General features: G+C 42.4%; 20 protein-coding genes and 2 pseudogenes. All 22 read right to left on the bottom strand.

The genetic code is table 11. The features are described 5' to 3' along the window. Positions 1–48: 48 nt before the first annotated feature. Positions 49–1,137 (bottom strand): DUF5688 family protein, encoded by a 1,089-nt coding sequence (locus NQ556_RS12820; RefSeq protein ID WP_008371589.1) that lies wholly within the window; start codon positions 1,135–1,137, stop codon positions 49–51. Positions 1,138–1,143: 6 nt separating this feature from the next. Then, positions 1,144–1,284 (bottom strand): hypothetical protein, encoded by a 141-nt coding sequence (locus tag NQ556_RS12825; RefSeq protein WP_005344203.1) that lies wholly within the window; start codon positions 1,282–1,284, stop codon positions 1,144–1,146. A gap of 82 nt (positions 1,285–1,366) precedes the next feature. Then, positions 1,367–7,660, bottom strand: a complete 6,294-nt coding sequence (locus tag NQ556_RS12830) for a SpaA isopeptide-forming pilin-related protein (RefSeq protein ID WP_204576088.1) — start codon at positions 7,658–7,660, stop codon at positions 1,367–1,369. Positions 7,661–7,728: 68 nt separating this feature from the next. Next, on the bottom strand, positions 7,729–8,376 hold the full coding sequence (locus NQ556_RS12835) for a DNA topoisomerase (protein WP_008371583.1): 648 nt from the start codon (positions 8,374–8,376) through the stop codon (positions 7,729–7,731). Between the two features lie 65 nt (positions 8,377–8,441). Beyond that, positions 8,442–8,639: a hypothetical protein gene (locus NQ556_RS12840; protein WP_005335835.1), complete on the bottom strand. Its 198-nt coding sequence runs from the start codon at positions 8,637–8,639 to the stop codon at positions 8,442–8,444. Positions 8,640–8,886: 247 nt separating this feature from the next. Next, positions 8,887–10,263 carry a virulence-associated E family protein gene (locus NQ556_RS12845; protein WP_044930255.1) on the bottom strand — a complete coding sequence of 459 codons (1,377 nt, stop codon included), beginning with the start codon at positions 10,261–10,263 and terminating at the stop codon, positions 8,887–8,889. Continuing rightward, positions 10,175–10,813 carry a CHC2 zinc finger domain-containing protein gene (locus NQ556_RS12850; RefSeq protein WP_008371567.1) on the bottom strand — a complete coding sequence of 213 codons (639 nt, stop codon included), beginning with the start codon at positions 10,811–10,813 and terminating at the stop codon, positions 10,175–10,177. Before NQ556_RS12850 ends, NQ556_RS12845 begins: the two co-directional genes overlap by 89 nt. Before the next feature lie 62 nt (positions 10,814–10,875). Next, on the bottom strand, positions 10,876–12,108 hold the full coding sequence (locus NQ556_RS12855; protein ID WP_044998853.1) for a hypothetical protein: 1,233 nt from the start codon (positions 12,106–12,108) through the stop codon (positions 10,876–10,878). A 387-nt stretch (positions 12,109–12,495) separates the two neighbouring features. After that, a complete protein-coding gene (locus NQ556_RS12860) occupies positions 12,496–13,245 on the bottom strand; it encodes a hypothetical protein (RefSeq protein ID WP_008371563.1) in 750 nt (249 codons plus the stop codon). 286 nt (positions 13,246–13,531) lie between these two features. Then, a complete protein-coding gene (locus tag NQ556_RS12865) occupies positions 13,532–14,101 on the bottom strand; it encodes a DUF6560 family protein (protein ID WP_009255109.1) in 570 nt (189 codons plus the stop codon). A gap of 245 nt (positions 14,102–14,346) precedes the next feature. Then, positions 14,347–14,655 (bottom strand): hypothetical protein, encoded by a 309-nt coding sequence (locus NQ556_RS12870; RefSeq protein WP_003864565.1) that lies wholly within the window; start codon positions 14,653–14,655, stop codon positions 14,347–14,349. Continuing rightward, complete coding sequence (locus NQ556_RS12875) at positions 14,633–14,881, bottom strand: hypothetical protein (protein WP_006573544.1); 249 nt, start codon at positions 14,879–14,881, stop codon at positions 14,633–14,635. The genes NQ556_RS12870 and NQ556_RS12875 overlap by 23 nt, the downstream gene beginning before the upstream one ends. Positions 14,882–14,990: 109 nt before the next feature. Further along, positions 14,991–15,374, bottom strand: a complete 384-nt coding sequence (locus NQ556_RS12880; RefSeq protein WP_008371551.1) for a TnpV protein — start codon at positions 15,372–15,374, stop codon at positions 14,991–14,993. After that, positions 15,371–17,293: a recombinase family protein gene (locus NQ556_RS12885; protein WP_173738886.1), complete on the bottom strand. Its 1,923-nt coding sequence runs from the start codon at positions 17,291–17,293 to the stop codon at positions 15,371–15,373. The genes NQ556_RS12880 and NQ556_RS12885 overlap by 4 nt, the downstream gene beginning before the upstream one ends. After that, complete coding sequence (locus tag NQ556_RS12890; protein WP_204576090.1) at positions 17,290–18,753, bottom strand: DNA topoisomerase; 1,464 nt, start codon at positions 18,751–18,753, stop codon at positions 17,290–17,292. Before NQ556_RS12890 ends, NQ556_RS12885 begins: the two co-directional genes overlap by 4 nt. Next, positions 18,754–20,184 (bottom strand): CD1107 family mobile element protein, encoded by a 1,431-nt coding sequence (locus NQ556_RS12895; protein WP_330614821.1) that lies wholly within the window; start codon positions 20,182–20,184, stop codon positions 18,754–18,756. Next, a complete protein-coding gene (locus NQ556_RS12900; protein WP_008371539.1) occupies positions 20,138–20,440 on the bottom strand; it encodes a DUF4315 family protein in 303 nt (100 codons plus the stop codon). Before NQ556_RS12900 ends, NQ556_RS12895 begins: the two co-directional genes overlap by 47 nt. A gap of 42 nt (positions 20,441–20,482) precedes the next feature. Further along, complete coding sequence (locus NQ556_RS12905) at positions 20,483–23,284, bottom strand: CD1108 family mobile element protein (protein WP_008371537.1); 2,802 nt, start codon at positions 23,282–23,284, stop codon at positions 20,483–20,485. 18 nt (positions 23,285–23,302) lie between these two features. After that, on the bottom strand, positions 23,303–23,413 hold the full coding sequence (locus NQ556_RS12910) for a hypothetical protein (RefSeq protein WP_008688066.1): 111 nt from the start codon (positions 23,411–23,413) through the stop codon (positions 23,303–23,305). 16 nt (positions 23,414–23,429) lie between these two features. After that, a pseudogene (locus tag NQ556_RS12915) lies at positions 23,430–23,714 on the bottom strand (hypothetical protein); the annotation flags it as partial. 337 nt (positions 23,715–24,051) lie between these two features. Further along, positions 24,052–26,223: pseudogene (locus NQ556_RS12920) on the bottom strand (VirB4-like conjugal transfer ATPase, CD1110 family); the annotation flags it as partial. Then, positions 26,105–26,569: a PrgI family protein gene (locus tag NQ556_RS12925; RefSeq protein WP_008371531.1), complete on the bottom strand. Its 465-nt coding sequence runs from the start codon at positions 26,567–26,569 to the stop codon at positions 26,105–26,107. The pseudogene NQ556_RS12920 and the gene NQ556_RS12925, both read right to left, overlap by 119 nt. Between the last annotated feature and the right edge of the window lie 7 nt (positions 26,570–26,576).

Genomic DNA, 26,576 nt, shown 5'->3' on the forward strand with positions numbered 1-26,576 from the left:
ATCAGGGACTGCTTGGCACAGTCCCCATAAAATCATCGTTACTTCTCTTTATAATGCTGCGGCAAGATCTTTTGACTTATTCTTCGGCACTTTGTCTGCCTCTTTTGCCTTGATTTCTGCCTTAGCTTTCTCCAATCTTCCATGGATTCCACCTTTTACTTCCGCTTTTTCGGCTGCTTTTTCTTTCTCCAGACGTGCTTCCCTGCGCTCAGCATTTTCCATTACTGCTGTCTTTTTATCACAGAACTGAACCTTATCAGAAAGCTGTTCCTGTCTTTCCACCTGTGTCTCATTGACTTCCTGTACCATCGCATTTAATTCTGGAACTTGAAAGATTCCGTTATCAGGGAGAATCAACACTTCATGAACAGAAGATGGGATGACAAAGTAATCGCTTCCCAGGCATTCCCCAATCTGTTTTCGAATATCTTCCTGCAGTAACAGGGAAGCTCCATTCATCTTAGATTCATTGGTAAGGCAGAACATTGGATTCTCCACAGTTTCCATATCCAATTTTTCATTCAAAAGATTCTTTGGTGTTCCTCCAAAAATCATGGATTCGACAATCTGTGTCATATCCACCAGTTGCACTCCTCTGTTCTTATCTGCCATCATCGCATCTGCCTGAATCTGTTCGACAGATACTCCCCATTCGTTCATCAGAGAAACAGTTACCGGAATACTGCTGATTCCCTCTCCATTTTCCTCCAGATTTACTGCATAATAAGCTGCAAAATCTCCGTGTTCTGTGACTACTTTGTCTGCCAAACGATCGGTATTCCATTCTTTGTCGCAAATTCTCACCTGTAATTTGTCCTTCATCTTTTCATAATCAAGAATATCCGGAACTCCCATATCAAAAAATTCTGCTTTTCCCTGTGCTTCAATACGCATATCAGCTACATCGCCAACACAAGAATCTACATCTTTCCCATTGATATATTCCTGGTAGAGAGAATCCAGATAGACTGTCGGTACGATTCTCTGATTCCCATTTGGAATTGTAATGCCAGTAAGCTTCAGTCCATTGTTTTTTTCTACTTCTTGAAGTTTAATTTCTGCGTCCTTGTAAGACTCTGGCAAATACTCCTTTACATTGTCTTTGACATATTCATAAAATTCTTTTCTGTTCATCATACGCTTTTACCCCTTTCTGATCATGTGATGGTTCATTCTTTTTCTGCTGACCATCTGCTCGGCTTTCTTCTGATAAGCCATCATTCTCTTTAAAGTTTTCTCCTGGTTTTTTCGTGCTTCCTGTCTTTTTTCCATTGCTTTCATCATAGTTTTCTGTTCCTTTCTGTGATTTTTTTGTATGAAAAAGGGAGCCTCACATAGAAGCTCCCAATCATAACCTCTGGTTTCCTTATTTGCTTTTCCTTTTTCTGCAGATATAAAGTCCTGCCATACCTCCTGTGGAGATTACCAGAAGCAGGATCGGCAGCCAGATATTCGTGCTGTCACCTGTTTTCGGTGCATTTGATACCTTTGTCTCTTCATGGGACTGTGGTGTATCCGGTGTGTTCGGTGTTTCTGGAACTTCCGGTTTCTCATTTGTCAGATTGAAAGTAACTTCCACGACTGGTGTACTGTCATTCGCATAAGCAAATGTCACTTCATGCTTGGTCTGATCCAGTGTGTATCCATCCAGTGTTTTTGTTTCCACCAGATAATACTTGATTGCTGTATCATATTTGCCGTTCTTAAATGTGGCAATCTCATACAGCTTACTTTCTGCATGACCGGCAGCGTCTGTCTTTAAGGTTTCCAGAACCTTTCCTTTGCTGTCACGGAGTTCAAATTCTACCCCTTTCAGTGGTTCTCCTGACGATTTATCTGTCTTATTGAGAATCACTTTTCCCTTGGCAGTATCATCTTTCATAGCCACTTTCTGGACTTCTCCAGTATCCGTTACTTCAAAAGTAACATCCGATGTCAGAAGATATCCTTTCGGCGCCTGCTCTTCACGTAAGGTATATTTACCGATTGGCAGTTTTTCGATATAGTGTGTTTCCTCTGTGGAAGTCCAGCTCTCTACTACCTGATCATCCTTATCGAGAATCGTCAGTTTTGCACCCGGAATCTCAGTTTCTCCTGTGATATCCGTCTTACTGATCTCAACTTTTGTCACATCATCTTTCATCTCTACTTTCTGAATCTCTGCTGTATTTTCTACTGTAAAGGTAATACTTTCTGCAGTGACATATCCATCTGCCGGTTTTGTCTCTGTCATGGTGTATTCCTTACCAACCACCAGTTCTTTGATCACATGGATTTCTTCCGTAGAAGTCCATTCATCTACGGTGTTGCCATCTGAATCCGTCACTTTCAGGTGTGCACCTGGAAGTTCTTCACCTGTTGTCAGGTCTGTTTTGGTCAGCTCCACTGTGGTTGGCTGATTCTCAAAAGTAAAGTCGTAGCTTACTTCTGCCTGGTCTTCTCCGGCATATTCAAAGGTAAATTCCTGTACTTCATCTGTTGTAACAAATCCGTCCGGCGCAAAGACCTCTTTCACATAGTATTTTCCGTCTACCGGAAGATCTGCCGTAAAAGTAATCTGTCCTTTTTCATCCGTTACTCGCTGCTCGATCAGACTGTCTTTCTCAAGAAGTACCTCGCCCTTTGCATTTTTGATATCTTCACTGGTATAAAGACCGAAGACACCACCTGCAAGGACACGTTCTGTATCTTTTTCTTTCTTCAGAACCGTAACCTTTACTTTCTGACGGGCATTCTGCCATTTCTCATCATAAGTGATGACTGGTGTGTCCTGATCACGGTAGGAAAGGTCAACATATCTCGGCTCTTTGTCCAGCACATAACCATGGGCTGTTTTTACTTCCTTCACATAGTATTTTCCAGCCGGAAGATCTCCCATCTGTGCAATACCATTGGAATCTGTGGTAATGGTTCCCACTTTTTCATCTGCTTTGAAATAATCTTCACTGACACCATCTGCCGCTTTGATATCTTCCGCAGCAAATACATCGAAAGTTACATCTGTAAGACTTCCAGTTACATATTCAAAGAGATGCTCCACAGTACCTTTTACATGGTCCAGAAGTGTCACTTTATCCAAAAACTCTCCATTTTTATTGATGATCAGAAGTCCTGTCGGTACTTCATCTTTCATCTCTACTTTCTGAATCTCTGCGGTATCTTCCAGCGTGAACTTCACATCCGTTGCTTTCAGATAACCATAAGGTGCCATTTCCTCACGAAGGGTGTATTCCTCTCCAACTGTCAGTCGTTTGATCACATGTGGCTGATCTTTTACAGAAATCCACTGATCCACAACATTTCCTTCTTTATCAAGAACGGTGAGTTTTGCCCCATCCAGTTCCACACCTGTTGTTACATCAGATTTTGTGATTTCAACTGTTGTTGGCTGGTTCTTTTTCACAGTTTTCAGTTTTATTGCCTTCACATCCTGTCCCTGGTAAGAAGCATTCAGATTCAGAACTTCATCAGAGGATACAAATCCAGCCGGTGCTTTTAACTCTTTCACATAATACTGTCCAAGTGGCAGATCCAGCGTACATACTGCAAGACCATCATTATCAGAAGTCATTTCCTGTAAAAGTGTCTCTGCTTTCACGATTACTTTTCCATCTGCCTTGATATCTTCTTTGTTATAGATACCAAAGACAGCGCCTGCTACGGTTGCACCATTTTCTGCATCCTGTTTTTCTACCTGGATTGCAACTTTCTGTCGGTCATCGCCAACAGTCACTTCCTGTTCAATCACAGGTGTATCCTGATCTGCATAGACAAATGTGACATCAGATCTGTCATGGTTCAGAACGAATCCTTCCGGTGCAGTCTTTTCTACCACATAGTAAGAACCAAGCGGCAGATTCTCTGCAACTGCTTTTCCGTCTTCTCCGGTCGTTACCGCTGTTACCAGTGCATCTTTTGCATAGATCAGCTGTCTGTTTCCGTTTTCATCTTTCTGATAATCCGGCGTAAAGATATTTTCAGCTGCATAGACATTAAATTCTGCACCCTTCAGGTATCTTTCTTCATAAACAAAATCTTTCTTAAATCCGGTCAGCAACTCACCTTTTTTATAAATCGTCAGCTTTCCTTTTACCGGATGGTTCTCGTAATCTACCGTAATAATGGCATCTCCGCTTTCAGAATCCATCTGGTATGCTGTGTTTGCATCCACCGCAATCTCTACATAGTTCTTGTTAATTGTGTACCCTTCCGGTGCGTTGACTTCCTCAATCCGGTAATGTCCGATCTTCAGGTTCTTCGGCATGATCAGATATCCCTGGCTGTCCGTAAAATAGGACTTGTGAGTGGTTGTCACAGGGTAAGTTGTTACCTGTTCCACATACTTTTTGTTGTCCAGGTCATATACCTTAAATTCTGTTCCGGCAATCAATACGGATTTCTTTGTTTCATCGTCTTTTTTCACGATTTTCAGTTTTGCCTTAAACTCTTCATCCAGAAGCACTCGCCAGATCTGCGGCTCATTTGGATGATGCTCTGTGATATTCACTTCAAAATCATCGACCGGCTTGTAATTGTGCGGTGTTGTAGTTTCACGCACGATATAGTTTCCAAATGGTAATGGAATACTGCAGGCATATCCTTTTTCATCTGTGAAAATCTCCGTTGCTCCATTTTCTCCACTCACTACTGGTTTGGCAGAATCAAAATCATAGCTTCCATCTGCTTTCTTTGTAAGGGAAGATTTCAGATAAACTGTAAATCCAGCTCCGGATAACAGATCTGCATCTGTCTTCCCATTGTTGGCTGCTTTGATGATCTGGAATGGCTGCTTGATGACCTGCTCACTGGAAGTGCACTCTCTTTTTACTTCTGCTGTCATATCTCCTTCATAACTGCACGTAAGATCATGCTCTTCTGCATCTGCCAGGTATCCGGTCGGCGGAGTAATCTCTTTGACATAATATTTGCCAAGATATAAGCCATTTACAGAAGCCTGTCCTTTGTCATCTATTGTAAGAGAAGCTACCTGCTCTCCTGCTTTATAAATAGTTCCCGTTGCTCCATCCGGGTGCACGATATCTTCACGGGCATACAGTCCATAAACTGCACCTTTCAGTGTCGCATCTCCCTGCGGTACTGCTTTTCCTGTCTCTTTATCCACTTTATAAAGATTAATCTTTGCTGTCACACGGTCATTGCTGAAGGTATGGGCAAAAGATACGGTTGCTTCTTTATCATTGGTGTAAGAAAACTTGAACGTATACACATCTTCTGTATTTCTTACATAGCCTTCCGGTGCCTGATCTTCTTTTACAGAATAGGAATATCCGATTGGCAGGTCTACTGTGAATTTTGCAGTTCCGTCTGCGCCAGTAGTTACTTTCTCAATCAGCGTTCCTTTTTTCACAACAACGCTTCCGTCTGCATTTCTGATATCATCGGATGCATACAGAGCAAAAATACCGCCTTTCAGTGGTTTCTTGGTGTCTTTATCCTGTTTTACTACGGAAACATCTGCTTTCTGTCTCTCGTTGTTAAAAGTCACATCTGCAAATACAACTTCTTTATTCTGACCAGCATAAGTTAGAGTCACTGACTTTTCTTCGCTGCCGTTATAGAAAGAGTCCGGTGCTTTTGTTTCTTTTACCACGTAGGTTCCAAGATGCAGGTTTTTCAGTGTGACAGAACCATTCTCACCTGTTGTCAGGTTTTCTTTTACAAGGTCACCTTTGCTGTACACTTTTGTGCCATAAGCTGTTACGATATCTGCCCCGGCATACACGTTATACACTGCATTTTTCTGTCTGCGGTTTTCATACTGAAATACCGTTCCATTTTCACTGACATCTGCTCCGGTCAGAACCTGTCCTTCTTTGTAAATGGTAAGCTCTGCCAGCTGTTCCTTATTTTCCACGGTTACAGCTGAGGTCTTACTTGCTACCAGTTTTACATTTGTTGCCGTTGCATTTACTACATATCCCTGTGGTGCTGTGATCTCTTTCAGATAAACGGTATCCTGTGTCTTGATGATTGTAACAGAAGATTTTCCATTCTTATCTGTTGCCGGCATCTGAGTGATCAGCTTTGTACAAGCCTCATCGCTGTATACACCGAATACTGCACCTGCAAGATTGACATCCGCTGTATCGTCTTTCTTTACGATTTCGATCGTAGCCTGTTCAATCCAGGACACCTTTAAGCTTACATATTTTTCATCAGCGACACCTTCTCCAAACACAAATGCCAGATCCTGAACACTTGCATTCGTAGTCAATTTATATGCTGAATAATCTTTTGTAATACTTCCCTTCATTTTTGCAGAAAAAGTAGCACTTACATCTCTTGTCTGTGTCAGAGGAGCTGAGAGATAAAACGTGGTTCCTCCTCCAATTGTTACGCTTGCACCTGCCGCACTTACGGTTCCAGTAGATACATTATGGAGCTTTACTCCTTTTGGTAAGTCCATTGTGATTTTCTGCTGGGAAGATGCGTTGAACTGAATGTTCTCCGTTCTCTGAACATTTCCATCTACATAAGCTTTTACATTCGGCTTTGAAAATGACATCGCTACATCTGGTATTTCCGGCTTATTCACACAATAATTATAGAGTTCTTTTGCCAAAGCCTCTCCTGTAGCATTTGTTCCGTAAAATGCATCACTACTTCCGTTGGCATATGATGCAGCCATATGAATAATGATGAATCTTTTTCCTTCTGAAAAATCCGTGTATTTATTTGCAAAAAAGCTTTCACTTCCTGCGGCATCTGTACCGTAATAGCACACTTTTGCTAACGCCTGATTGTCTCCAATCTTTGTAATTGTATAATTTCCAGATCCAGGTCCTGGCTTTGCTGGCTGTACACAATACGCAATTGCTCTGACGCTTCCGTAGCTGATATAGTACGGCTCTGTCAGGTAGGTTCCAAGATTATAATCTGCATATCTATACAGTGGTCCTTTTTCAATTGTTACCTGCTGTGTACTTCTTGCTGAATAAGCTGAAACTGCTTCAAATGTTGCAATCTCTCCTTCTTCCATAGCCTCAAGATCCACACCTTCGTCTCCTGCCTGTTCCAAAACATCATGAAGCTCTAACCCTGATTCTTCATCATAGGTATCCTGATTCTGTGCCTGCTCTACCAAATCATCAAATTCATCAGCGTCAATATCGGTAACCTCCGACTCTGCTTCGGAATCCTCCGCTTCCTCTGTCTGCTGTTCACTTACAGCTGTTTCGGATTCGGTCACTGCTTCACTCCCTGCCACCTCTGTCTGAGCTTCTGTTGCTTTCTCACGCACAATCAGTTTTCGGCTGATCTGGTACTTCGGATGCTCCTGATTTACCGGTTCCACATAATAGACCGCTTTGTAAGTGTCCACATGATCTGTCGTAAAATCCTCATTCTTGTCATTCTTTGCTTCCTCAAATGTGACTTTGACCTTGTTATCATCCTTGATTTCCAGTCCCGTGTAATCTGATTTCACATCAAATACACTGCCTGTTTCAATTTCATAATCTTTGGCAGTCACCACCTCATCTTCATCCAGAAGGTCTTTCACTTCCTCATAAAGTGGAGGTTTTTCCTCTGGCTGGATCTCCGCTGCATATGCAGTCATAGGAGATAACACTGTACTAAGCATTGTCATGCCTGCCAGCAAGCCAGATACTACTTTTCTAAAATTACCTTTTTTCTTCATGCTAAGGTCCTCTCTTTCATATATTTGTATTAAAACAGACAGTCCTTAGACTGCCTGCAATACACTACTTATCGTTGCGGGAAACTCAGATTGAACTGCACATTTCCCTCGCCGGGATCAACCATTTCCACAGTTGCTTCATACTGTCTCCCTGTTTTTCTGGATACCAGATCCTTATAATGAATTTTTTCTTTAGACAGGAACTTCTTTGCTGCCACCTTATCCATCTTTTTTCCCTGGCTTGCAAGGAATTTATCATTCTTCCACAAGGTAAAAGCACAATTCCGGTCAGAACAGTAAAAGTTTACTTTTCCTTCCCGGACATCTGCTCCACAGCGGGGACATTTGCCAATGACTTCTCCTTTTGCTTTTCCCTGAAACTGCTCTTTCTTTTCTTCTGAAATCCCCTGATATCTGGCAACCAGTTCCTGCATAAGCTCTGTAATTCCGTTTAGGAATTCATCTGCTGTCTCTGTATTCTGGGCAATGTGATTCAATGCCATTTCCCACTCTGCTGTCATCTTCGGAGATTTAATCTCATCCGGCAGAACCGTAATCAGTACATTGCCATCATCTGTCGGTACCAGATTTTTCTTTTCTCTTTTCACAAAGCCAGACTGAATCAGTTTTTCAATGATTGCTGCCCTTGTTGCCGGAGTACCAAGTCCTTTCTTCTCTGTATCTTCGGTCAGTTCTTCATTTCCTGCACGTTCCATAGCAGAAAGCAGGGTATCTTCTGAAAGCTTTTGTCAAGGGGGTGCGTGGATATTTTTCATATTACTTACGCAGATTCTCTCTCTGCTTCTGCCTGAATAATGCGTTTCAACCTGTCCTCCGCAGTCAAACCGCTACTATGGTCAAAAAACACTTTGACTTTATAATTTGTTTTGCCTTGCTTAATCACAAAAACTCCATCCGGTTTGTTTTTCTCCGAATGGTTATTTGGGGTGGGTAGTGTACTGTTCACAATATTTGTCATACGATATTCCTCCTTGAATGAAAAAGCCCGACAAGGAAAGGTCTGACAACGAAGTTCCGACAACGGACATCAGAAAACCTTTTTTCTTTATCGGGCGATACTATCTTTTTACTATTTCCTTTTTCTTTATAATATTGGTTGTCATGGTTGTCAGAGAGGGAAAAGTGCCGCAATATCAAGGCTTTCGGGATTTTTGCCCGACAACCAGACCGACAACCGGCTCGACAACCGAAGCGACAACGGGCTTTTATTTTTGCTTCAACCATTCTTCCGGAAGTCCTAACTGTTCCATTTCCTCTGTCGGGATTTCTTGAAAACCATCCATGCTGTTGTCAGGCTCGTTGTCATTCCTGATACGCTCCCAGCCCTTTTGTCGGCGGTAAGGCTCTGGAAAATACCTCGGATTGCTGAACGCCCTCCAGCCTGTGACAGCGTTATTCATAATGTCGTTGATCTCTCGCAGCTCCCATTGTTTCGGTTCGTCATAATCATGCCCCAGTGCTTCCTTGTAAAGCTGCTTAGAGCAGACTATGCTGCCGGAATAGCGTTCCAAATAGTCTAAAATCTGTCCTGCCTTTGTGTCCTCCGGCATAAAGTCCTTTTGGTGGGCTTTCAGATAAGCGTTCATAGCCGGACTGAATCTCAGACGGAAATTGCCACTTCTGTAAATCTCCATAGCTTCTGCCCACATCTGATTGATATACTCTCTGGAAGCCTGTTCATCTGCCAAAATATGAACCTCAGCCCTTTCAGGATAGACCATAACCGGAACGAAGCGGCGGTTGCCTGTTCGGTCAAGGGGAAGAAAGTCAAGGGTATTAGAAGAACCACCAAACACACATTGTCTTTTTCTGTCTGCCGGATGTGTTTCATAGGGTATCTTATAGGTTTCCTTTTGGCGGCTCAGAAAGGACTTGATTTCTTCAATGCTCTTAGCGTTGGCGGTTGCAATCATTTCCGACATTTCAATAATCCAATGCCCCTGCATTTTGCGGTACACATTTTCATCATCCAGCTTTTTCAAGTCATCAGAGAACCAGTCATCATTGACCGCAAGCAAACGGAAGAAAGAGGACTTTCCGGCTCCCTGACCGCCCACAAGACAGAGCATAACCTCAAATTTGCACCCCGGCTTAAAAGCTCGTGAGATAGCACCCAGCAGAAACAACTTCAATGCTTCATAGGTGTAATCATCTGTATCAGAACCGAGAAAGCGGTGCAGACAGAAGCGTATGCGTTCTGTTCCGTCCCATTGCAAGGCATTGAGAAAATCACAGACAGGGTGGTAACGATTTTCATTGGCAATAACCGCAACTGCGTCTATGATTTTCTTCTCTACGGTCAATCCATAGTTTTCTTCAAAATATAGGAGCAGATATTTCACATCCACATCCGTCAATGTCGGGCTGTCACGATACCAACCGAGGGGCTTCACAATGTCGATTCTTTCGGTCAGAAGATTTTTTCGGATAGCCCCTTTCAAAAGTGGGTCATATTGCAGAACACGCTTATAATTTGCGGCAGTATTATAAACCTTACCTTTCTCGCTCTGCTCTAAGCTGTTTCGGATTTCTTCTACTGTGCATGGTTCTGTCTGCTGACAGTTCTGCAATTCGCTGTTCAAGTTTTAACACCTCCTTTCTCTGTTCTGCCACAAGTGCTTTTCGTTCCTCCAATGAACCATACAGAAGAATATCAAGTAGATATTCGATATAGTTCTTCTTATACAGTGCTTCTGCAAACAGGGGATTCCATTCCTCATCCGGCTGTTTAGGAGCGTATTTCTTTTCCCATTCTCTAAGAAGATGAAAATAATCCGTCAGCACCTTGTAGCAATGATTTTCTTCTTTTTGATACTTCTGTTCCGGTGTCGGCTCACGAATACGAGGGCGAATACTGGGCTTTTGTCGGCTGTCATAGTTAAGACCAAAATCTTCAGCAAGTTTGACAGCAGCTTCCCTCAGCCCGATACCGAATAGCTTCGCTGTCAGATCAACAGCGTCTCCAGTTGCTCCGCAGCCAAAACAGTAATAGCGTTCATCCAGCTTCATACTGGGGGACTTATCCGAGTGAAACGGACAGCACGCCATACCAGTGCGACCCACTTTCAAGCCATAGGCTTCTGCGGCTTGTCGGGCAGTAACATTTTCTTTTACAACTTCAAATACATTCATGTGACTCCTTTCCAGAAACGAAAAAAGCACCTGTCATTTTCAAAACGAAAATAGCAAGTGCCTTAAAGTTCCATATCCTGTTTTTTGCTTTTCGCCGGAATTGTCCGGCTGACTTCACGCTCTGCCATTTCCTTCTTCTTGCGGCTCAACTGCTCTATAATGGAACTTTTGGCTTTCTTCTTGATTTGCTCCGTTCCGGCTTTTTTGACCTCCGGTTTCATCAGCGTAGTTTGGATTTTCTGAATAGTTGATTTCATAGCATTTGTGATTCTGGCAATCACGCCATCCAATCGTTTCACTGCATACTCAACTTCTTTCTTTGAAGCCTTACGCTCAGGGGAGAGAACCCACGCCTTAGACTGCTCCACCAGCTTAATATCCTCCTTGTGCGTTTCCAGTTTTACAGTATCAGCAACGACCTCAACCGCCTTGTCATAGGCAATATCGGCAACCTCGTCCACCAAAGCTTCCACATCTTCAATCTTCATCGTGAGTTCTTCCAACTTTTGCTCCTGTGCTGCCAGTTGCTCCTTTTGCTTGAAAAGAATATAGTCCTGTTTTTCCAGATATGCACGACCACCATATTCCGGTTCTTCTTCCAGTTGTAAGCCATGCTTTTTCGCCACATCAAACAGCAGCACTCGGCAAGCTGAATCGAAAGTCATCTTGCGGTTGTTTTTTCTTCCGACTGGCTTCTCCGGTTCCGGCAGTTCAAACCCCAATGCTTCCAAAGCCTTTTCCTGTTGTGGGGCAATCTCTCCATATTGATTTTCACAGTCGAACACATGACGCTCGTGAATATGAGGGGTGCTTTCATCCAAGTGCAGCGCCCAATTCAGGATATGGACATGAGAGCCGAAACGCTCATTTGCGATTTCCATAAATTCTGTGACGATCTCAATGAGCAATTCCGGCGGAACATGATTGTCAAGCGTTCCAATCTGATAGACCGTTTCCTCTGGACAGGTCTTTTTGCTTTTGAGTAAATCTCCAGTTTCCTTATTTCTTTCAGGGTGTCGGTTCTTCACATTTCTTTCATTCTGTCCTGTTACAAAATCATGATACCGCTGACGATAAAAAAGCTGTTCCACATCTTCAAAAGTGGCAGACAGCTCATTTTCCTTTTCGGGATTTTTGAAATTGCGAAAGCCATTGTAACAGTCCCAATAGAGATTTTGTTTGGCTCGTTCTTCGTCAATGTGTTCGCTGTTGGCAATGTCAAAACTGCGGTCATTGTGCTTCGGGTTATAAACGCCATTCTTTCCGGCTCGTCCATTGTGTCTTGTTAATTTCACATGAGTTCCTCCTTTTCTTTTTGATTTCCCCGACAGGGGAGAAGGGCAGCGAAGCTGATTCCTTGCGGCTTTCTGCGTCAAGTAATACCCAGTATTAAGTGGCGAAGCGCCACTTAACTGGGCAAGGCTGCCGCCCTTGACCTGCACAGGGGTATTGCATTCCCTGTACCCATGCACAAAGGGTTGCACCCTCTGTACTCCCGCCCGAACAAACTGACTTCACCCCATCCCAAGCTCTGTCAGTTCCTTCGGTTTTACAAAACAGTCCACCGGACTATTTTGCAAAAAGAAAAACCGACGCATGATCGCTTTACGCTCAATACATCGGTTTCTTCATCTGACCTTGACGGTCATATTCAGTTGTGGCAGATTAGCCAATTTGAAAAATTACTCTGGCACATCTACTGAGTAGCTCAGACAATCGCCTCTTTTATTGCTTTTCAAATCGTTATAATACCACATATACATCGTTCTACCATATTCTTCATATTCTATAATCCCATCTGGCTTTTGACCTTCTACTTCTAATGAGTAAATTTCTTTATCATGTGCATAGCCAAAAACGAATCTGGTATCCGGATAATTTGGATTTAAGTCTTGTTGAATATCACTTATTGTTAAAGATAAATGGATAAATTTTTTGAAGTCTCCCCCATAAGTGGTATCTGGTGTAGTGGTAGCTGGTGTAGCATTTACAAACGCATATTGTGTACTTTCATTTTCTATCTTTTTTTTGCAGCGTGCAATCACAAAACCTTGAACGGGATCGTTATCACTTCCTGCCCGATAGAAAATAGTATCATACTGTTTGCCATTCCATATATGCAATATTTCATCAACATGATTAAGAAAATCTTCTGGAACAGAAAATTCTTCATTTTCAGCATTCAAAGGAGAATTCAAAATAGCTTCTTCGACAGAACTATAATATATGAGTTCAGAATCCTTTTTATCGTAATCACTCAAATTGAATTCGACATATGCATTGTCTTTATTGTCATCTTCCGGAACATAAGTATAACGACCATTTTCAATATGGTCATCATAATCAACAAACAGTCCAATACATATCAGCGCTGCAAAAATCAAAAAAACTATTCCTACAATGATTAGCAATATTTTCAAAAATTTTTTCATACAAAAGTCCACCTTCTTGCTTCATTTCAGTAAATTATATCATACCGATATGAACAATTCAATTCACGCTCTATCAAGTAGTTTTTTACTTACCTATAACGCACATTTCCGCAAAATCCATAGTCTCCGATACTTTCCTCACAGGCGATATACAGTCGGAATTCTGTCAGCTCATGAAATAAGAAAAACCGACGCATGATCGCTTTACGCTCAATACATCGGTTTCTTCATCCGACTTTGACGGTCATATTCAGTTGTCTAACATCGTACTGTTATAAAATCTATGTCATTTACGATTTTTCTTATGCTGATTTGCCCAGTAAGATTTTACAGGGATTCTTCTTCTCTCTATATCCTCCATAAATTCTTCTTTGTCAATATTACTATCAATGGTAAATAATTTTTCTCCATTTACATATACACGCATAGAACCTTTCTTTCTCTCGCAATAGGTAATGTCTTCAAAGTGAAAAGTTCTCTTTCTGCCAAAAGTTGAACGCCATGTGATTTCATCTCCGTTCACTTCCAGTTTCCACATTACCATATTGACTATTCCGCTTATGCCTACTAAAAAAAATATTCCAAATATACAAATGACAAACATATCTTCTTTTTCCCTAAGACTCATAGCCGTACAACAAGCAAAAAATATTGTACCTACGATAAATGCCACGACAAGGAATTTCTCTGTTTTTATTGTATAATGCGTTCTAATTATTCCCTTTTTCTGTTCTTCCTCTCGTTCTTTAGCTCTCTTTTGTTGAAGATTTACAAGATATTTCAAAAGAAGAAGTACAACTAAATAGGGACCTATTTGTGTAATTATATTAAAACACATTCGTAAAAAATCATTCATTTTGCCCTCCATAGTCCCAGATATATAAAAATGATTGTTTGAAATCGAGCATTAAAAACCTCAATTTTTCATATTTTATTATACTTCATCAACTTAAAGAATGGAAGAAAAAATTTTGTGTGCAGAGTTCCTGTTCAAGCCTTGTAACGCACATTTCTGCAAAATCCATAGTCCCCGATACTTTCCTTGCAGACGATAGGCAACGGTCAAAACATCAGGTCTGCACCTGACATTTTAACCGCATATCAGCCCTGATTATCACATTGTCCCTGCTGGCTGTTCAGCCCATGCTTTTTCGCATATTCGCTGGCTTTCTGTCTGCGTTCCTCACTGTAAGGCGGCAGGAAGCGGATAGACAGACGGGACTTTGCCAGCTCATAAGAAACACCGCCTTGAACATTGGATTTTTCCAGTCTGCAAAGGTCAGGGTACTTCTTAGCAAAAGCAGCCAACCTCTTTTTCAATCCGGCGTTGTGGGTGTAGATATTTGCCTTGTCCTCGCCCTCATTAAAGAGAACGATTGTTTCTTTCTCAATCTTCGTAAGTCTCGCCATAGCAGCCCTCCCTATGGTTTTTCAACACACGCAGCTTGCAGTAAAAGCAGCGATACCACCTTTCAACACCTTCAGCACTCAGCTTAACGGAAAGCATATAAAACAGCTTCTTCGCCACTGGATCGGGTGCAAGGGCAGCTACCATACGCAAACGCTCGACAGTTGCTTTCAGGTTTGGACAGCCAAAGGCATAAAGGGCTTCCATTTCATTCCGGTTCATCTTCATTGTGTTTTCCTCCTTAAAGTTTGATAAATGAAAAGCGACAGACACTTCATAAGGAAATACCTGTCGCTTCGTTTACGATATAAATTTGTTGGTTTTGGACTTGATAAAATCAGCAGTAAATCATTTCCTGTCTGATGATTTCTTCGGCTCGGTTACGGATAGAGTTCATGGACTGTACCCACAACATCTGATTGTCTGCTTTCATGGTTTCGGTCACGCCCTCGGCTTGTTTCATCTGCTCAATGATAAGGCTGCACCTTTCCGTTGCCTGTTCGTTCAGATCAGCAAGGTAAGTATGCAGTTCGCCGGATAAACAGAGGGCAGAGAACCTTGCAGGGCGGTACTGCTCCAAATATGTCCTGTGCAGTCTGCCCCACATACCGATAGGGCGGTGTTCCTCCGGTAGCTTCAAGTCCGGCACATAGTAATCACCCACAAGAACATAGTCCAGACCGTTGCTTTCGTCATGGATTCGTAGTTTCAATTCTGTCATGCTATTTTTTCTCCTTTCACTTTTTGCCGATTTGATTTGCTTGTGGCGTTCTGTTCAACACACACATTGCTATCAGAGCTTTTTTCTTCTGCTATACGCTCATGCTCCGCAAATTCTTTTGATTTCTCACGAATCTTTTTCATATACTTACGATTGGATTCTCGTTTTCTGCGAAGTCGTTCCGCCTCTTTTTCAGCAGCAATCCTTTCTTCCTCGGTTGGTTCATGCTGCTCCACAGGTACTTGAAATTGCCCGACATAGTTAAGATATATCTCCACCTCTGTGGTGCGGTCTGCACCTTTTCCTTGTGGCTCGTGAACCAGTATTTTGTCGATAAATTCATTTATCATGGCAGGAGTAAGTTCTGTAATGTTCTCATACTTTTTAACCAGCTTTAGAAAACGCTCCACATTATTTTGACCGCCTATAATCCGTTGCATATCAGCGGTGTCAGTCTCAATAATCTTGTTCAGCTCGTTCTGCTCATTTTCATAATCAGTAAGCATACTCTGAAAAAGTCTGTCCGGCAATCTTCCAATCACATTATCTTCATAGATTTTCCTGATAAGCATATCCAGTTCGTGAACTCGCTTCTGATTTCTTTCAATGCGGTTTTTTACAGTTTCAGAAACAGCAATATCTTTCATCGCCGATTCTTCTTGCAGAGAATAAACAAACTCCCGCTCATTCAAAGAAACATAATGGCAAGTCTCCTGTATGGTTTTCAGAATGATGCTTTTAAGTGCTTTTGTTGAAATATGGTGGCAAGTACAATGTCGGTCATACTTCTGATAAGCAAGATTATATGTGGAACATTCATAACAATCTGCCGGATTGGAATAACTTGTCCTTTTTTCGCCTTTGGCAGTATAGTATATTCTTTCTCGCCCTTTCCGCTGCCTGTGATTATACATCGGCGCACCACAATCAGCACAGTAAATCTTTCCGGTCAGAACATTAGGCTCGCCCATAGGATCTGCTTTTCTTACATTCTGTCTTAACTTTTGAGCAAGCAGCCATGTTTCTTCATCGACAATAGGCTCTTGTGTATCATCAAAAACCACCCAATCTTCCTTATCTGCCCTTTTCGTCTTTTTGTCCTTATAGGAATTTTTGAATGTCCTGAAATTGACAGTCTTTCCGATATACTCTGGTCGGGCAATCAGAGTAGTAACCTGATTTCCTCGCCACATATACGGATTTTCTTTGTCATAGTTGCTTGCATGATTTCCAAGTCCCTTTTTGCCAAGATAATAAGATGGTCTTTCAATTTTTTCTTCTGAAAGTTCTCTTGCTATCTGATAAGGTCCTTTTCCCTCAATAGTCATGCGATAAATTCTGCGGACTACTTCAGCAGCTTCTTCATCAATAATCCAATGGTCGGGGTTTTCGGGGTCTTTCAAATAGCCGTATGGTGGGATATTACTTGTATGAGCGTTGCCGGAAGAACCTCTGGATTTCAGTACAGCTTTAATTTTCTTACTTGTGTCCCTGACAAACCACTCATTCATGATATTCAGAAAAGGGGCAAACTCACTGGTTTCTTGACGGTCACTGTCAATACCATTATTGATTGCTATAAATCGAACTTCCTTTTCTCTAAACAGAATGTCAGTGAAAAAACCTACTTGCAGATGATCTCTGCCGATTCTGGACATATCTTTGCAGATACAGGCAGTGATTTCTCCGTTTTTAACACCTTCAACAAGTCTGTTCCATGAAGGTCTGTCAAAAGTCGCTCCACTCCAACCATCATCGGTAAAATGAACAAGATTCGTAAAACCATGTTTCATAGCATAATCTTCAAGCATTTGCTTTTGATGAACTATACTGTTACTCTCTCCAGCATTATCATCATCACGAGACAGTCTTTCATACAAAGCAGTAATACCATTGCTTCTATCTTTTTTTCTTCTCATGCTGAACTCCTTTCTTCAATTCCTATCCACTCCTTACGCTCACAAAATATCACATCTGTGTACTGTTTCGGTGGCTGTGTAAAATGCTCCGATACAAAAGAATCACAAGGACCGTAATGCTTGCCAGCCCAGATATCCAGCTCTGGCTCTTCTTTCTCAATCTTTACGCCAAAGAACTGTTTCAATTTATTTTCGATTGCCTTGAATCCTTCCTGCTTTGTTTTCTTTGCCGTGAGATAAAACGTATGATAATTACAGGTAATCTGGCATTTATGGCTTTCATAAATATAAGGATCTGCGGTTGCTGTCAGTACCCTGGCACTGATCAGATACAAAATCTTGCAGTTTCGTTCTTTCAGTTTACCTATATCTGCCTTTGCTACTTCCATGGTCGGGATAATTGCATGGTGATCAGATACTTTCTTTGAATTTAATACCTTACTCACGTCCGGCTGATATTCCAGTCCTTCGGCATAGGGCATTTTCCCAAGCAACATCTGAATCAGAGTTTCTGTGCTTTCTCCCATCTCATCTGTCAGATACTGGCTGTCTGTTCTCGGATAAGTAACAAGCTTCTGCTCATACATCTCCTGCACGGCATCCAGCGTCTGCTGTGCGGTATAACCAAACATTCGATTGGTTTCCCTCTGCAAGGTTGTCAAATCATAGAGCTTCGGTGGACGAACTGTTTTCTCCTTCACATCGTCCTTCTCTACTTCACACATACGCTCCGCACAATCCGCAGCCACTTTATCTGCATCCTCTTTTTTCTGAAAATGCTCCGTGACTGCATCCATATCATCAAACTTGATATGAGCCATATAATATTTTTCTTTGGTAAATTCCTTGATCTTCTGATTTCGATCCACGATCATGGCAAGTGTTGGTGTCTGTACTCTTCCAACTTTCAGATTCTGGTTATACAGAACGGAAAAAAGACGGCTCGCATTGATTCCCACCAACCAGTCTGCCTTTGCCCTGCAAAGTGCTGACTGGTAGAGACTGTCATAACACGAACCGTCTTTTAATGACGCAAATCCATCTTTAATTGCCTGTTCTTCCATAGATGAGATCCAGAGCCGCTTCATCGGCTTTTTGCATCCTGCCTGCTCATACACCAAACGAAAGATTAACTCACCTTCACGTCCTGCATCAGTAGCACAGATCACCTCATCTACTTTGGAATCTCTCATCAGTTTCTTTAAGATTCCGAACTGCTTCTTTGTGCCCTCCAAAATCTTGTGTTTCCAACATTCCGGCACAATCGGCAGATCCTCATATCTCCATTTTTTATATTTTTCATCGTATTCCGATGCATCGCATAATCCCACCAGATGTCCTACGCACCAGGAAACGATATAACCGTTTCCCTCCACGTAGCCATCTTTTCTTGTTCTGGCTCCAAGCACGGAAGCCAGTGCCATCGCAACCGATGGCTTTTCTGCAATCACTAATTTCATTTACTCCTGCTCCTCTTCTTCATCTTCCAGCACATTATCATCAAAATCTTCATCTCTCAGGATTCCCGGTTCTGTACTTTCTTCCTGCTCATCTGCCTCGTCTACTTCCCGTTTTTCTGACTCTGAATCTTCGGATTCATCTTCATCCTCTTCCATCTCATCCTCATCATCATATTCATGCTTTGGTTTATAGACTTTGAAGTAATAACCTCCTGCCGCAGCTCCGACTGCTACCAGCACAATCAGAAGATACGTTCCAAATGGACTTTTATCTTCTGGCATCTGAATGTCATCCTTTACTTTATCTTTCTCATCTGTCTCTGTCGTTTCCGGCTTTTCTTCTTCAGCCTGTTTCTCTGGTTCTGCATAAACAGTATCTACTTCCGGAAGTGTCACAGAATTAGAAAGTGTGAAATTCATCAGATCTTTCTCGCTGACTTCTGTAAGGAAATACACATTATCCTGAGATTTTGAATTGTCAATGATCAGGTAGAAAATCTTACCACTCTTAGTTGAAATGGTATAAAACTCTTTCGTGCCTTCTGTAGCTGTTTTAGTAACAGAATCTGCTGTCTCGCCTTCTTTATTAAGCTGTTCCTCGATACCTGTCACTGTCCGATCATCCACGGTTCCTTTTGCATCTGTCGGCTCAGAAGCCTGTGCATCCTGCGGAAGCGGTGAAGTCGTTGTTTTCTCAGTCCCAGTTGCATCTACACTGGTCGTGGTTGCCATTGCACCATTACTGTCACTGGAAGTTTTCTGTTTCTCTGCCTGCTTCTTTGCCCATTCATAATAAGGATTCTGCAACACATACTTTTCAGAAGTATTTCCGGCACCGTCTGTTACCGTAATCTCAATCTGTTTTGTAGTAAAATCTTTCTGTGTCAGTTGCACTCTCAGCATTCCATCCTTCAAGTCTGTATAAGTGGTGCCATTGACTGTTACTGCAGTAATCCCTGATACTGTATCATTCCCCTGAATCGTCAGCACACCATCTGTCAGGGAAGCAGAGAGTGTAGGCTTTTCCGTGTCATAACACTTAATAGAGCGATTCTGCTCATAGACCTTCCCCTCACCATCTGTAACACGCACATACACTGTCTGATTTCCAGTGATCGTGATACTTCCACTTCCGGTTACATCCTGCCAGCTTCCATCTTTTCCTGCTTTTGCTTCAATCTTTGCTATTGAGAAACCTTCCGGCATATGACTGGCATCTACCGTAACAGCAATGGTTGTTTCTCCCTGTTTCCAGCCATCCGGTTTCTCAATCGTGATTGCAGGCGTGGTATTCTCAGCTGCATAAGCAGTCTGTGTCTGGAGCAAAGGTGTTGTCAGGCAAAGAAATGTCGTTGCTGCAAGCAAGCTCTTTTTTACCCTGCTTTTAGTAATTGTTCTCTTCTTCTGTTTCATTTTTTCCAGATTCATCATCGGCTTTTGTTTCCTCCTTCTGTATTTCTACCCTGCCGGGCAGTTCATTTTTCATTCTCTTTTTGAAAGCTTCCAATTCCGGAATACTCATATCCATTGCACGGATAATTCTTACAATTTCCAGATTTTCCGCTTCTGTTTTTGCTATCTCCGCAGCCTTGAACCGCTTTAAGTCTGCTTCATATCTGGCTTTGGAAGCTTCCATTCTATCTTTGGCTTTCTCATAATCCGCCGTTGCTTTTTCAAGACTTTTCATCGCTTCTCCTTTCCGGACGGCTGATGCAGCCGCCCTTTTTTCTTACCATCGTCCAAATCCATAGAAATGGCTCTGCCAGTATGGGGAATTGATGGACGTATACTGCACCGGATGTCCACAATGGATCATCTGACCATTGCCTACATAGATTCCGATATGCGTTACCGGCTCCCCTGCGTCGTAAGTTCCAGTAAAGAAGATCAAATCTCCCGGCTGTGCCTCCGACTGGGATACTGGTGTACAAATGTTGTACAGTCCCTGTGCTGTTAGTCTTCCTGTATTCCTTACACCAGAGTTTGTCAGACAGTAGCTTACAAATCCGGAACAATCGAATCCACTTGGGGAATATCCACCCCACACATACGGTGTTCCGAGATATCTCGCTGCTTCATTTAACAAACGCTGTGCTGCTTCACTGGTATATTCATTGCCGCCAAATCCTGCCCCTTCTCCTGTTTCCAGATAAAAGATCGGGTTTAACCGCTCTCCATTTTTCAGAAGTTCAATATGAAGATGGCTTCCTGTGGAATTTCCAGTATTTCCTACAAGACCTATCTCATCACCTTTCGTGACGGATGCTCCTGCAGATACACTCCGGCTGCTTAAATGTGCATACCGTAGTTCATAGCCTTTACTGTCCTTGATCACAACATAATTGCCATAGCTGTCGTTATAAGCAGAAGTTGTAACCGTTCCGGTCAGCCCTGCCATTACTTTTGTCCCTTCCGGTGCTCCGATATCCATACCATTATGAAGCTGATTTGCTCCTGATATTGGATGAATCCTGTATCCATAATAGCTGGTCACACTGGAATACCAGTTAAAATCAACCGGTGTTGCAAACATCTGCAAGTTGCCTTTTGTATCGTTGTAGGCACTGAACAGTTCTTTCTGGAAAAATCCCAGCCTGTCCTGACAGATTGACATCAGGTTTCCACTATTTAAGGTGACATTCAGCACATCTACATCTCTTGTCCTGGTCACTTCCACTTCATTGCTTCCATTATCATCTGCCAGATAACATTCCCATGTTTGATGTCCATGTGCAGATGCTGCCGCATGACTGTCATAATAGACATCAAACTGTACACCGTATCTTGCGAAAGCTCCGGTATCTTCTACAGTATATTCGACACCATTCATAACTACCTTTGTTCCCATTGGTACAAACGGATTGGAAGCATCTACCGCTAAGGTATGATTGGCAGTTGGATATGCTCCACTGGCAGTCGGTCCTCCGCTCCAAATACCACAACAAATTGGGCAGTTACAATACCCACTGGTCACAACCTGTCCCAAAGATTCTCCAACTCTTACAATTGCTGTCTCTGTCACAGTCTCATTGACTGCTTCTGTTTCTAACCGATACTGCAATGCAAAAAGAGCATCCAGTTCTGGCTTGACCTGTTCAAAGGTAAATTCTTCATACTTTGCTGACAAATAACTGATCAGGATAAACGGATCATGCTCAATAGGTCCGATGTTATATCGGTATTCCTCATGTCCCGGTTCTTCAGATTCCATGTTGTTGATCCGCTCCTGCAGATTAGCTTCCAGCTGTGTGTAATACAGTTCCGCTTCCCGGATTGCCTGATCCGATGACAGATAACTGGTTCCGGTATAAGTGATCACATTTTGTAAAAACACTGCAGAGCATGACGTGACATTCGTTATGATCAGAAACATCAATCCGATCAGAACTGCTACACTGATATACACCTTCCGGTTTTCTTTAAAGAAGTTGGTGACTTTGCCGCCAATCTTCTTGATATAATCAATCGTACCTTTTGTAGCTGTTCCTACTGTCTGTTCACTTCGCTTCGCTTTGGCATAATCCCGTTTGATCTGTTGCTTCTGAATCCGTTTTTTCAGTTTCTTCTGCTCCTGACGGGTTGCCGCCTGTGTCTGTTTCTCTTCCTGTCTTTCAAGTCTGCTTCTTTTTCTGGATGCCCTCTGTTTCCTGCGTCTGGCACTTCTCTGTTCCAGCCGGTAAACACCTTCGCCGCTTTCTTCTAACTTATGGGCACCTTCTACCGCCGCATTATCGTCTTCATTTTTGCTGATCTCACGGTGCAATGCTACGGAAGTTGCACTTCCTGCTTTCTTGACAACAGAAGCTTTTTCTGTTTTCACAGATTCCCCTTCACCAAACTTCAAACGGAATTTTTTCTTTCCAGGAGATTCTCCTTCATTTGCCTGATAGACCTGTGCTTTCTTGGAATGCTGCTTAGCTTCCTTTTTCTTTCTTGCTTCTTCATAAGAAAACTTTTTGGCTTTTTCTTTCTGTTTCTGATGGCGGAAATTGACTCCATCCGTATCCATCTGGTTCAATTTCTCCATATCTTTGTCATTTTTCACAGAAGCACCAGTTTCCTCATAAGCAAACTTCAAACGTTGTTTTTGTTTTGGCTTTTTGCTGCCACCGGTCTGATTTCTCCGGCTGTCTCCCCTGTTTTCTGATAGATCAGCACGTTTATCTTTCAGTCTCCCTAACTGTCCGGCTTCGGATTTTTCTGCAAGTCTGGATTCTTTTCCGACTTCAGCACGGATTCTTTTTCTATTTTGCTGTTTACTACTCTGTCCAAAATCCTCACTTTGCTTCTCTGTCCGTATCAGTTCCGGTGCATCTCTGGATTTTTGCACAGAGGGATGAATATTTTTCCCACTCCGTTCAGACTGGCGGGGAGACTTATCCACAAGGTTTTCTTCTTTTTCCCCCTGTTTTCTTCCCATCTGCACATCACTGGCACGGTTACTGACACGAACAGAAGATTTATCTGTCAGGTTTTCTTCCACCAGACCATCCTTGGTCATCTTTTGGACTTTCTTGTCCCTGACTTTCATTCTCTGCTCTGCCACTGATTACTCCTCCTTCTTCGGATACCCTTTCCCTGCCTGTAATAAGCAGAGAAAAGCGATGCCGAAAACAGCACCGCCACTAAAAGTTAATACATATGAAATTGCTCGTAACATTGTTTTCTCCTTTGATTTAACCTGCTTCAGAAGTTTCCTCCAAGCGGGTTGTCATGATTTTATAGAGGGAATTCTTCGGGAATCTGTCTACAAATGGGATAATGACATTTCCATAGAACAGAAGTCCTTCCCCCTCATTACTGTTTGTTACATAGGACAGCTGGGTTGGTGAAATATTCAGCTGTTTGGCAAGAATCTGCCGGTCACCGGATGCCTGGTTCAGCATATAAATGAAATCAGAGTTTTCAAAAATATTCTCGATTTCCCTGGAAGCCAATAAATCTTTGATATTCTGTGTTATCTGATTGTTATTATCAGGCGGCTTTTTATCCACCTCTCTGGGGCTTTCGCCCATTTTCATCAGCGTGTCATTTCACGCTCAGCATAGCATATCTTTTTACCACGATTATATCGTACCGGCTGGCAATGCGGCCTCTTGGAGCTGTTATATTCTGCTTATGCAGGTTCAAGCTCTATGCGTTGCGTGTGGTTATTCTATTATGAATAGCCTTCCACTCGGATTAGGTCGCTACCCCTTTCCCGTTTTTTCCGCATTGATAATTCTGACTTACTTGCCGGTTTCAGTCAGAACGGCGACAGTTTGCACTTTAAGCGACTAACAAGTAGCAAACCAATTCACCAGTTGGAATACCTCCCCATTTACGGAATCGCTTCCAAATTTCCACGCTGTAGGCTGCTGTCTGCTCTTCTTTTAATAAAAGATGGAATTCATCCACATAGTAACGGGTAGATTTATGAGCAGAACGGTTGATGGTCACTCGGTTCCATACCTGATCCTGCACAATCAGCATCCCGATTTTCTTCAACTGTTTTCCAAGCTCTTTAATATCAAAACATACGATACGGTTGTTGATATCTACATTTGTGCGATGATTAAATACATTCAGAGAACCTGTAACATAAATCTCCAGAGAAGTGGCCAGTCGCTGTGCTTCTGGCTCTTCCTGCTTTCTCAGAAGGTTGTATAAGTCCTCCAGGATTGGCATCTTCTCCGGCACTGGATCGGCAAGATATTCCTGATATACTAACCGCACACAACGGTCAATGATGGTCTTTTCTACCGGCTCCAATCCATTCTTTCCTCCAACAATCAGCTCACACAAAGACAAAATGAAATCTGCTTTCAGTGACAGCGGGTTGTCTTCTTCGGAATAATTCAGGTTCAAATCCATTGGATTGATATACTGGTCAGATACCGGAGAAACCCGTACCACCTGCCCATGCAGTGCCTGCACCAGTGCCGAATATTCGGCTTCTGGATCACAGACAATGATATCGTCCTCCGTAATCAAAAAGCAGTTTGTAATCTCTCTCTTTGCTGAGAAGGACTTACCGGAACCTGGTGTACCAAGAATCAGTCCATTCGGGTTCTTCAGACGTTTCCGATCAACCATGATCATGTTGTTGGATAATGCATTCAACCCATAATAAAGAGCTTCCCCTTCCTGAAACAACTCCTGTGTCGTAAATGGCACGAAGATCGCTGTTGAAGATGTGGTAAGCCCTCTCTGGATTTCAATCCGATTGACTCCAAGTGGAATACAGGACATGAGTGCTGCTTCCTGCTGATAATCCAGCTGTTTTAAAGAACAGTTATATTTCTGTGCGATCCCCTGCACCTGGAAAATATTGTTATCCAGCTTCTGACGCTTCTTTGCAGTATTCATTACCAGAACTGTCACAAGGAACATTCGCTCATTTCTGGACTGCAGATCTTCCAGCAGATTCTTCGCCTCTTCTCCATAAGTCACAAGGTCCGACGGAAGCACGTCCATATCATAACCGGAACGTACCGCTCGTTTCTGCTCTTCGATCTTCATCTTATCCAAATCTGAAATCTTGCTCTTGATCATCTTGATCGCAGAACTCTGGTCAATGGACTGGATATGAATGTTGACATTGATGCTGTCATCCACATCCAGGAAGTCTGCAAGCATCCGGTCTGTAAGCTCTGGTGCCAAAATCTGCAGATAACTCACACTTCCCATCGTTCTTCCCATCATAAATGTCTGATTCTTGGAAAAGTTAAAGGAAGTCGGTGCAATAAAATCTTTGGTCTTTAATCCTGTTTCCGGAAGCATCTTATACTGGAACTTAAATGGTTCAATCCGATCCTGGTTGAACACATGATATAGAATCTCCAGCCTTTCCAGACCATTCAGTGAATGTGCCTGTGCACCCAAAACCTTAAAGTTATTTAAGATATCTGTTTCAATTCTTTCAAGCCTCGGTCTTGCTACCTTCAGACTCTCTGCTTCAATTCCAAAAGTGATATACTTTGTCTTCACCAGACCATTATTTCCCTTGGAAAGCTGATTCTTCAACATGGTACGGTATTCTTCACGAATGGCATTGAAGTCATCGTTCTGATCCGGAATATCAATACTTTTCTCAAATTCTGCCACATCCACCTGCTGATTGATAAAGGACAGCTGCACACTGATGGAAGAATCAAAGTAATTTAAGAAATCACAATAATTCTCAAATATCGTGGTCTTATCCTCGTTTAAAGCCAGCTGATAATTGATGTCATAAAACTGAATCGTCTTAGAGAAAAAGGTCTTTGTCACCTGGCAGATACCATCCTGCAGCATCCGAATATACGGAATGCTCTGCTGTGCAGTTGTAGGAATGTTTTTCTGTTTCCTACGGTTCCTCTCCTGTTTCTTCTTACGCTTTTCCTGTTCTCTTTCTTTTCTGCTTTTTTTGTTTCTTCTTTCCTGACGGTTTCTTTTTTCCGCCAGGGAGAGACGCTCCTGCTGAGCCTCCTGCTTTGTCTTTTTTGCCATCCGGCACACCCTCCTTTTTTACAAGGGTGGAAATCTCCTGATAAAAATTTTCTGTCTTATATGGTCTTACCGCCGGACAGATAAACTTCTGTCGAATGATATTTGCCACCACTTTTTCAAATGGAAGCCCGTCTTTTTCATACATTGCCATGAAGAAAAACGGAAGCATGATCGTTACCATCAGGATGGCTGCGATACTGGAACCGATTGGTTTTCTCATGAACAGATAAAACGGAATTCCCACTACTGCGGCAAGTGAAAAGAAAATCAACTGCCGTTTTGTCAGATTTAACGCTACTTTTGTTTTGACCTTGGTAAGGTCTTTTGGTACTGGTACATACGCCATGGTATGC

Origin of the sequence: Coprococcus comes ATCC 27758 (assembly GCF_025149785.1) — a bacterium.
In the GTDB taxonomy this organism is placed as follows: Bacteria; Bacillota; Clostridia; order Lachnospirales; family Lachnospiraceae; genus Allocoprococcus; species Allocoprococcus comes.